This window comes from Sphingopyxis sp. (genome assembly GCF_036402335.1).
Lineage (GTDB): Bacteria > Pseudomonadota > Alphaproteobacteria > Sphingomonadales > Sphingomonadaceae > Sphingopyxis.
Map to the genome: position 1 here is coordinate 1 of NZ_DASWTD010000377.1, position 9,439 is coordinate 9,439.

The following is a 9,439-nucleotide window of genomic DNA, read 5'->3' on the forward strand; positions in this document are numbered from 1 at the left end:
CCCGCGGTACGCGAGGCCGCGGAGCGTCGCGGACGGAAGCTGATCGACGTGCGCACGCCTCCGCCCGGGATCCCGGTCGGGTCGGGGCGCAAGCGCAGCGGGAAGCGGCTGCTGACCGTCGGCACCGATTGCGCGCTCGGCAAGAAATATGCCGCGCTGGCGCTTTTCCGCGCGTTCGAAGCGCGCAGCATCGACAGCGATTTCCGCGCCAGCGGCCAGACGGGGATCATGATCGCCGGCGGCGGTATCGCGATGGATTCGGTCGTCTCCGATTTCGAGGCCGGTGCGGCCGAGTTGCTGTCGCCCGACGCCGCCGCGAGCCATTGGGACGTGATCGAGGGTCAGGGGGCGCTGACGCACCCATCCTATGCCGCGGTGTCGCTGGGGCTGCTCCATGGCAGCCAGCCCGATGTCTTCGTCGTCTGCCACGAGCCCGGCCGCACCGCGATGCTCGGCACCGCGGGCTATACGCTGACCAGCGTCGAAGAAATCGTCGAACTCACGATGCTGCTCGGCCGGCGGACCAATCCCGCGATCCGTTGCGGCGGTTTCGCTTTCAACACCTCGGCACTCGACGAAGCGGCCGCGGCCGAACTGATGGCGCGCGAGAGCGCACGGCTCGGCTTGCCGGTCGCCGATCCGGTCCGTGGCGGGTCCGCATTCGACGCGCTCGTCGACAGCTGCCTCGCCTGATCATTTTCGGAGATTTGCCATGACCCGATTTCCGGCCCTGTGCCGTACCGCATTCGCCGCCGCGCTCCTCGGCTCGATCGCTCTGCCCTGCGCTGCCATGGCGCAAACCGCCGCGGAAATGACCTACAACATCCCGCAGGACCGGATCGGCGGGCTCGCCGATTTCGTCGACGGCGTGATGGCGCAGCAGATCGCAACGCGCGAAGTCGCGGGCGCCATCGTCACCGTCGTCTATCGCGACAAGGTCCTTTTCTCGCGCGGCTATGGCTTTGCCGATATCGACAAGGGCGTCGCGGTCGACGGGCAGCAGACCTTGTTCCGGCCGGGATCGGTGTCGAAGATGTTCACCTGGACCGCTTTGCTGCAACAGGTCGAGGCCGGCCGCGTCGATCTCGACGCCGATGTGAACAAATATCTCGATTTCAAGATTCCCGCGTTCGAGGGCAAGCCGATCCGCGTGCGCGACCTTTTGTCGCACACGCCGGGGATGAGCGACGTCGGCGGCCTGACCGCGCCGAGCCCCGACAAGATCACGCCCTATGTCGAATGGATGAAGACCCACATTCCGGTCCGCCATTGGGCCCCGGGGACCGAAACCTCCTATTCGAACTATGGCTCGGTGCTCGCGGGCTATATCGTCGAGCGGGTGTCGGGCGAAGCTTTCCCCGATTATGTCGAAAAGCATATCTTCGCGCCGCTCGGCATGAATTCCACGACCTTTCGCGAACCGCTGCCCGCGGCGCTCGCACCGCGCATGGCGTCGGGCTATCAGGTCAAGGACGGACGGCTGGTCGCCGACCCGTTCGAGCTGTTCAGTCCGGTGATGCCCGCGGGATCGGGGACGAGCAGCGGCCCCGACATGGCGCGTTTCATGATGGCGATGATGAACGGCGGCGCGCTGGGCAAGGCGCGCATCCTGAAACCCGCGTCGGTCAAGCTGCTGATGACCAATTCGGTCGCCAACGCCCCCGGCCTGCCGGGTATGGCGCACGGATTCTTCGTCGTCCGCGAGAAGGGTCCGCGCATGGTCGGCCATGGCGGCAACACCGGCGATTTCCATTCGAACATGATCCTCGCGCCCGAGGCCGGGCTCGGCTTCTTCGTTTCGGAAACCGGCGGTCAGGGCAGCTATGGCGGCCGAACCGAACTGACCGAGGCGCTGATCGGCCGGCTGTTCCCGGTCGCCCCCGCCGCCCGCGTCGCTGCGCCCGCGGGAGAGGTACTACCGCTCGGCGCCTATCGCGTGAACCGCCGCGATTATGCGCGCACCCCCAATCCCGAGCGCGACCTGAAGATCGCAGCGGCGGGCCCGAACGCGGTCACCGTCACCAACGACGGGAAGACCACCTATTGGGAACGCGTCGGCCCGATGCGCTTCGAACAGGCCACCGGCGCCCGCGCCGGCGGTCCTTATGAGCAATTGCTGTTCCACGGCGCCGAGGGGCGCTGGCGCCTGTCCTTCACATCGCAACCGCATGTTCTCTATCATTTCGTCCAGCCCTGAGGAGAAGCCGTCATGAAGCTGTTGATCGCCCTCGCGCTCTCCTGCGCACCCGTCGCCGCCCTTGCGCAGACCGTCGCGGCCGACACGCCCGGCAAGCTCGCCAGCGGCGTCCAATATGTCCAGCCCAAGGACTGGACCGCATCGAAGCAAGACCCCGCGCTGATCTTCACCTCACCCGAGGGTGACCTGCGCATCGTCGTCGCCGAGATCGGCACCGCTGCCGATGCCGCCGACGCCGCCGCCAAGGCGTGGGCGGTGGTCCGTCCGGGCGCGGTGCCGACGCAGCGCACCAGCACCGCCGCGCCCCCGGCCGACGGCTGGGACGAGCGCGTGAGCTTCGCCTATGAAACGCTGCCGACCGAGCGCGCTGCGCGTTCGGCAAGCGCGCTGCGCAAGGGCAGTGCGTGGACCGTGCTGATCGTCGACGGATCGGCGGGCACCGCTGCGAAGCGCTCGGCCGCAATGTCGGTGGTCTCGCAGGGTCTTCGCCCCGCCGGGTTCCAGAAGGAAAGCTTCGCCGGCAAGACCGCGCACGAGCTGACCCCCGAGCGAATCAAGCTGCTCACCGATTTCGTCGAGGCGAGCCGGCAGGAGCTCGAGGTTCCCGGCGTCGGCTTTGCGCTGATCGACGATGGCAAGGTGCTCTGGCAGGGCGGCTTCGGCGTCCGCGCGCTCGGCTCGCCCGAAAAGGTCGACGAGCACACCAAGTTCATGATCGCGTCGAACACCAAGGGGATGACCACGCTGCTCCTCTCGACGATCGCCGACGAGGGCAAGCTGCGCTGGGACGAAAAGGTCGTCGATCTCTATCCCGAATTCCGCCTCGGCAATGACGAGGTCACCAAGTCGGTGCTCGTCAAGCATCTGATCTGCGCCTGCACCGGCCTGCCGCGCAAGGATTTCGGCTTCATCCTCGCCGACAAGGGGCAACCCGCCGCGGACACGTTCAAACAGCTGGCCGCGACGATGCCGACCAGCAAGTTCGGCGACCTGTTCCAGTATAACAACCAGCTCGCCTCGGCGGCGGGCTATGTCGGCGGGCATATTCTCTATCCCAAGATGGAATTCGGTGCCGCCTATGACCGCGCGATGGAGGAAAAGGTCTTCAAGCCGCTCGGCATGAAGGACAGCACCTTCGATTATGCCGAGGGCATGGCGGGCAATTGGGCGGCGCCGCACGGCCTCGATATCGACGGCAAGGTGACCTTGATGTCGAACGACTTCAACTGGTCGCCCTATCCCTATCGTCCCGCGGGTGCGGCCTTTTCCACGACCGCCGACATGGTGCGCTACGTTCAGCTCGAACTCGGCAAAGGCATGCTCGACGGCAAGCGCGTCGTGAGCGAAAAGAACCTGCTCGCGCGGCGCGAGAAGGGCGTGCAGGTCGGACCCGACAGCTGGTACGGTATGGGCCTGTTCCAGCGCGACGCCTCGGGTGTGCAGGTCGTGACACACGGCGGTACGCTGGTCGGCTATCACAGCACCTGGTTTGCGCTTCCCGAGTCCGGCGTCGGCATGGTGATCCTGACCAACAGCGATCCGGGCGCGTCGATGTTGGCTCCGACGCTCCGCCGCCTGCTCGAAATACTCTATGACGGCCAGCCCGAGGCGGCGCGCGACATCACCGCGGCAGCGACGCGGATCAAGGCGCAGGCCAGCGCGAAGCGCGAGCGGCTGACCTATCCGGGCGATCCCGCAGTGCTCGCGAATCTCGCAGGCCATTATCGCGACCCGTCGGTTGGCCAGATCACGATCAGCGAGAAGAACGGCGAGAAATGGATCAAGGCGGGCTTTGTCGAGGGGCCGATCGCGACGCGCAAGAATGCCGACGGCAGCATGTCGATCATCTCGGTCGGGCCCGGCAATATCGGCGTCGATGCGCTCGTCGGCACCAAGGATGGCAAGCGTACGCTGAACATCAACGACGGCCAGCAGACGCAATATCTGTACGTCGAGGACTGACAATCAGGGAGATTACTGCATGACCCGGCCGTTCGCGCTTGCCTTTGCCGCGGTGCTGCTGGTCGGCGCGGCGGCGCCGCCGCCTGCCGCCTATGACATCGTCATTCGCGGCGGCCGCGTGCTCGACGGGGCTGGCAACCCTTGGGTCACGGCCGATGTCGCGATCAAGGACGGCCGCATCGCGCGGGTCGGCGTGATCGAGGCCAAGGGGAAGCAGGAAATCGACGCAAGCGGCCGCTATGTCTCGCCGGGCTTCATCGACATGCTCGACCAGTCGGGACGCGTGCTGCTGCGCGACGGATCGGCGGCGAACAAGCTCCAGATGGGGGTCACCACGCTGATCGCCGGCGAAGGCGGCACCGCCGTGCCGGCAGGCGAACTTGCGGGATACTTCAATACGCTCGAGACGCAGGGCATCGCGGTCAATTTCGGCACCTATTATGGCGCGATCCAGGCACGCGTGAAGGTGATGGGCGACGGCGCCGGTGCCCCCGACGAAATGCAGATGCGCGCGATGGAAGAGGAAGTGCGCACCGCGATGAAAGCGGGCGCGTTCGGCATTTCGTCGGCGCTCATCTATTCGCCGGCAAGCTTTCAGGCGACCGATGATCTCGCGCGGCTGGCGGCGATCCCCGGCAAGTGCGGCGGCTTCTATGCGACCCACATGCGCGACGAGAGCGACAAATTGCTCGCCGCGATCGACGAGGCGGTCACGATCGGCGAACGCAGCGGCGCGAAAGTCGAGATTTTCCACATCAAGGCCGCCTATGCGCCGCTGTGGGGCAAGCTGATGCCGCAGGCGATCACGCGGATCGAGGCGGCGCGGACGCGCGGCGTCGACATCGGCGCCAACATCTACCCCTATCGCGCCGGTGGCACCGGGCTCGACGTGACGATACCGACGCATGTCTTCGCCAAGGGCCGCGAAGCCGCGCACGCCGCGCTGCGCGATCCTGCGGTGCGCGAACAACTCAAGAAGGAACTCGCGGCGGGCCCCCAGCCCGACTGGTCGAACCTCGTCCACGCCTCGGGCGGGTGGAAGAACGTCGTGCTCGCCAACGGACAGGCCGAACAATACAAGCGTTTCAACGGCCAGAATTTCGCCGACATCGGCAAGGCGCTGGGCAAGGATCCCGCCGACGCGGCGTGGGACATCTGGCTCGCCGCCTTGCCCGCGCGCGCCTCGGCGCTCTATTTCATGATGGACGACAAGGACATCGACCTTGCGATGAAACAGCCGTGGGTCAGCGTCGGCACCGACGCCTCGGCAGCGGACGGCACGGTGGATCCCGAGACGGCGGGGCGGCCGCATCCGCGCTCCTACGGCACCTTTCCGCGCATCATCGCCGATTATGTCCAGGCGCGTCCCGTCCTGACCCTGCCCGACGCGATCCGCAAGATGACCGGCTGGCCTGCACAGCGGCTGGGCCTCGCCGATCGCGGGCTGCTGCGCGAAGGTATGCGCGCCGACATCGTCGTGTTTGACCTTGCGGCGATCAAGGATCAGGCGACCTATGAGGCCCCCACCGCCGCACCCGCGGGGATCGGCGACGTGATCGTCAACGGCGTCGTAGCGCTTGCCAAGGGACAGCCGACGGGGTCGCGGAGCGGTAACGTCCTGCGCCATACCTGCCCGGCCGCCTGACCGGCCCGCACGGCAATTTGGGCAATGGCACTTTTCGGGTAGGGAAGCGCCGCGACAAATCTTTGTGACCTTGGGGAGCCAGTTCGCCGTGCCGATCGACATCGATCCTTTTCACGCCATCGCCATCAGCCGTCTCGCGCATCGCATGCGGGCCGAGGGGCGTTCGGTGATTCATATGGAGTTCGGCCAGCCGTCGACCGGAGCGCCCGCGGCAGCGATCGAGGCAGCGCACCGCATCCTCGATGCCGACGGCATGGGCTATTGGGAAAGTCCGGGTCTCAAGGCGCGTATCGCCGCGCATTATGGCGAAGCCTATGGCGTTTCGGTCGATCCCGAACAGATCATCCTGACATGCGGCGCATCGCCAGCCTTCGTGCTTGCCTTGTCCTGCCTGTTCTCGCCCGGCGCGAGGGTCGCTCTCGCCCGGCCCGGTTATGTCGCTTACCGAAATACTCTCAAGGCGCTCCATCTCGTACCGGTCGAACTTGCCTGCGGCGAAGCCGAACGGTTCCAGATCACCGCCGACGCGGTCGAACGAATGGAACCCGCTCCCGACGGGCTGATCGTCGCGAGCCCGGCAAACCCCACCGGCACCATCATCCCGCCGGAAGAGCTCCGCGCGCTGGCCGACGTCTGCAAACGCCGCGGCATCGCCCTCGTCTCGGATGAAATCTATCACGGGCTCAGCTAGACGCTTCCCGCCGACACCATGCTGCAGCACGCGCCCGACGCGCTCGTCGTCAACAGCTTCTCCAAATATTTCAGCATGGCGGGCTGGCGCCTCGGATGGCTCGTCGTTCCCGCGACGCTGATCGACGCCGCCCGCGCCCGCATGGGCAACCTGTTCCTGACGCCGCCCTCGCTCGCCCAACATGCCGGCCTGATCGCGTTTGACTGCCGCGACGAGCTCGAGGGCCATATCCAGACCTATGCGCGCAACCGCGACCTCCTGCTCGGGGCACTTCCGCAAATGGGCCTGCGGCGGATCGCGCCGCCCGACGACGCCTTCTATATCTACGCCAACGTCGGCCACCTGACGAACGACAGCCTTTCGTTCTGCGAGGCCCTGCTCAACGATACGGGCGTGGCCGTGGCTCCAGGGCTGGATTTCGATCCGGTCGACGGCAACGACTTCATCGCCTCAGCTTCGCCGTCTCCACCGATCTGGTCGAAGAAGCGATCCGCCGCATCGAACCATGGCTTGCCGCCAGACCCCTGATCGGCGCCAGCTGCTGATTCCGGCGCCGATTTTCAGACGACCTGTCTATTGCAGATTTGCAGGAAGCCGGCCGCCATGAACGACGCCATGCGGGCCTTGATCGCCTCAAAATCCTCGGACTGGCAAAGGCCGCCCGACAGCTTGTCGATGCGTCCGGTTCGCGCGAGCGTGACCATCAGCGCGCCGGTGACGAAATGATAGCCCCAGAAGATGTCTTCCTCGGCGCAATCGGGCATCGCTTTCTTCAATAGTTCGATCAGGCGGAGCACGACGGGATCGAAATGGCTATCCATCAATTCGGCGCCCCATTCCGGGGTGTTGGCGACCTGGGCGCCCAGCGCACCATAGTTTTTCCAGCCTTCGCCGCCATGGATATAAAGATCGAGGTCAGTATCGAGAAAGGCGCGAAGCGCACCCTCGATCGTCGGCTTGCCCCCGCTCGCCAGCTCATATTCGTCGAGCGCCTGCATCCGTTTGGTGCTCGTGACCACTGCGCGCCGCGCGAAGACGGCGTCGAACAGCTTCTTCTTGTCCTCGAAATAATAGTTGAGCAGCGTGTGATGAACGCCGACGCGCTTGGCGACATCCTTCAGCGTCACGCCATGCAGGCCATGGCGCGAGAACAGCAGTTCCGCCTCGTCGAGGATTTGCTCCATCGTTTCGGCGCGCTGTTCGGCCTTGGTCGATCGCCGACGTGGTTTCGCCTGTTCTGCCACTCGTCCGACTTCCAGTTTCTGTTCCGTCGCCGCCCCTGCCGCGACGCCCCTATGCCGATCAACCCGCGCCATGGTCGGTCCGCAAGCGAATCTTATCGATTTTTCCGGTCGGCGCCAGCGGCATGGCGGAAAGGCGCACGACCGCATCGGGAATCCACCATGGCGCGACGCGGCCGGCGAGCGGCGCGAGCAGGTCGGCGTCGCTGATATCCTCGCCCGCGCGAAGCTCGACGAGCAGCACCGGCCGTTCGCCCCATTTCTGATCCTCGCGGCCGATGACCGCGGCGAGCGAGACCTGCGGCAGCGCACCGACCACCGCCTCGATTTCGGCGGGATTGATCCATTCGCCGCCCGACTTGATCAGATCCTTCGCGCGGCCGGTGATGACCAGATTGCCCTTTGCGTCGATCCGCGCAAGGTCGCCGGTCGCAAACCAGCCGTCAGCGTCGGTCGCCGGTTCCGCCTGCCCCATATAGCGTTCGACCACCGCCGACCCGCGCACGCGCAAATGCCCTTCGCCGCCGCGTTGCCCGGCAAGCGCCGCGCCCGCGGCATCGGTCAGCAGCAGGTCGACACCGATCGCCGGGCGCCCCGAAACCGTCGCGGTGCGCAGCGGGTCGCCGGGAGGCGCGATGGTGCCGAGCGGCGACAATTCGGTCATGCCCCAGCTCGTCTGCACGGTGACGCCAAGCCGCCGTTCGATGCGTTCCATCAGCGCGGGCGCCATCGGCGCACCGCCGACGATGATGCGCTCAAGCGACGGCAATTCGCCGCCTGACGCCTCCAGATATTCGACGACGCCAAGCCAGACGGTCGGGACGCCGACACCGATCGTGACGCCCTCTGACGCGATCAACCGCGCGAGGCTGGCGCCGTCGGCCTGCCGCCCCGGAAGGACGAGCTTGCCGCCGACCGCGGGCAGCGCGAACGGAAGGCCCCACGCGTTGGCATGGAACATCGGAACCACGGCAAGCACGGCATCGCGGCTGGTGAAAGCCATGACGTCGGCCTGAAGCGTGCGAAGCGTGTGAAGGAAACTCGCGCGGTGCGTATAGGTCACCCCCTTCGGTGCACCCGTCGTTCCCGAGGTGAAACAGAGGCCGGCGGGCGAACGCTCGTCGAAGCCACCCCATTTGGCGCCGCCGGGGGCATCGCCGATCAGCACTTCGAGTTCGTGGAGCGGCGGCGCGGCGGCGGGCCATTCACCAGCCGCGCCGTCGATCGCCAGCACCTGCCCAATCGCCGGCGCGCGCTCGACGATCAACCGCGCGAGCGGCAGCAGGTCGGCGCTGACGATCAGCAGCCTCGCGCCCGATTGTACCGCCATCGCCGCGAGCTGCGGCGCGGTCAGGCGCGGGTTGAGCGTGTGGCAGACGGCGCCCATTCCCATCGTCGCATACCAGGCCTCGACATGCGCCTGGCTGTTCCAAGCGAGCGTTGCGACGCAGTCACCCTCGCCCACGCCAAAGCCCTCCAAGAGCGACGAGATCGCAACGCTGCGTTCGCGCAATGCGGCATAGCCGATCCGCGCGACGCTGCCGTCCTCGCGCGCCGTGACGACCTCTGCGTCGCCGTGCCAGCGCGCGGCGTGATCGAGGAATTTGTCGAGGGTCAGCGGGTAATCCTGCATGCTACCGTGGATCATGGACAGGCAACACCCTTTGCCAGCACCGGCGACATGATGCCGGTGTTCCAGTTCC

The 9,439-nt window shown here is 66.4% G+C and carries 6 protein-coding genes and 1 pseudogene; 5 read left to right on the forward strand and 2 right to left on the reverse strand.

The genetic code is table 11. The features are described 5' to 3' along the window. The 5 genes and pseudogenes from VGD20_RS11980 to VGD20_RS12000 all read left to right on the forward strand — a co-directional run. Positions 1 to 693 (forward strand): NAD-dependent epimerase/dehydratase family protein (locus VGD20_RS11980; protein WP_331134666.1); only part of this gene is annotated, 693 nt, incomplete at its 5' end. 19 nt (positions 694 to 712) lie between these two features. Beyond that, the gene (locus tag VGD20_RS11985) at positions 713 to 2,197 is read left to right on the forward strand and encodes a serine hydrolase domain-containing protein (protein ID WP_331134667.1); all 1,485 of its coding nucleotides are present in this window, start codon (positions 713 to 715) and stop codon (positions 2,195 to 2,197) included. Positions 2,198 to 2,209: 12 nt separating this feature from the next. Then, the gene (locus VGD20_RS11990) at positions 2,210 to 4,159 is read left to right on the forward strand and encodes a serine hydrolase domain-containing protein (protein WP_331134668.1); all 1,950 of its coding nucleotides are present in this window, start codon (positions 2,210 to 2,212) and stop codon (positions 4,157 to 4,159) included. 19 nt (positions 4,160 to 4,178) lie between these two features. Continuing rightward, on the forward strand, positions 4,179 to 5,804 hold the full coding sequence (locus VGD20_RS11995) for an N-acyl-D-amino-acid deacylase family protein (protein WP_331134669.1): 1,626 nt from the start codon (positions 4,179 to 4,181) through the stop codon (positions 5,802 to 5,804). 88 nt (positions 5,805 to 5,892) lie between these two features. Next, positions 5,893 to 7,040, forward strand: a pseudogene (locus tag VGD20_RS12000) (aminotransferase class I/II-fold pyridoxal phosphate-dependent enzyme). 15 nt (positions 7,041 to 7,055) lie between these two features. On the opposite strand, the gene VGD20_RS12005 reads toward VGD20_RS12000, so the two are convergent. After that, the gene (locus VGD20_RS12005) at positions 7,056 to 7,811 is read right to left on the reverse strand and encodes a TetR/AcrR family transcriptional regulator (RefSeq protein ID WP_414714570.1); all 756 of its coding nucleotides are present in this window, start codon (positions 7,809 to 7,811) and stop codon (positions 7,056 to 7,058) included. Beyond that, positions 7,798 to 9,439 (reverse strand): AMP-binding protein (locus VGD20_RS12010; protein WP_331134670.1); only part of this gene is annotated, 1,642 nt, incomplete at its 5' end. The genes VGD20_RS12005 and VGD20_RS12010, both read right to left, overlap by 14 nt.

What these genes read in the sequence shown, in the direction of transcription:
- VGD20_RS11995 (WP_331134669.1), top strand. Translation starts at nt 4,179, where the DNA reads ATGACCCGGCCGTTCGCGCTTGCCTTTGCCGCGGTGCTGCTGGTCGGC.
- VGD20_RS12005 (WP_414714570.1), bottom strand. Translation starts at nt 7,811, where the DNA reads ATGGCGCGGGTTGATCGGCATAGGGGCGTCGCGGCAGGGGCGGCGACG.
- VGD20_RS11990 (WP_331134668.1), top strand. Translation starts at nt 2,210, where the DNA reads ATGAAGCTGTTGATCGCCCTCGCGCTCTCCTGCGCACCCGTCGCCGCC.
- VGD20_RS11985 (WP_331134667.1), top strand. Translation starts at nt 713, where the DNA reads ATGACCCGATTTCCGGCCCTGTGCCGTACCGCATTCGCCGCCGCGCTC.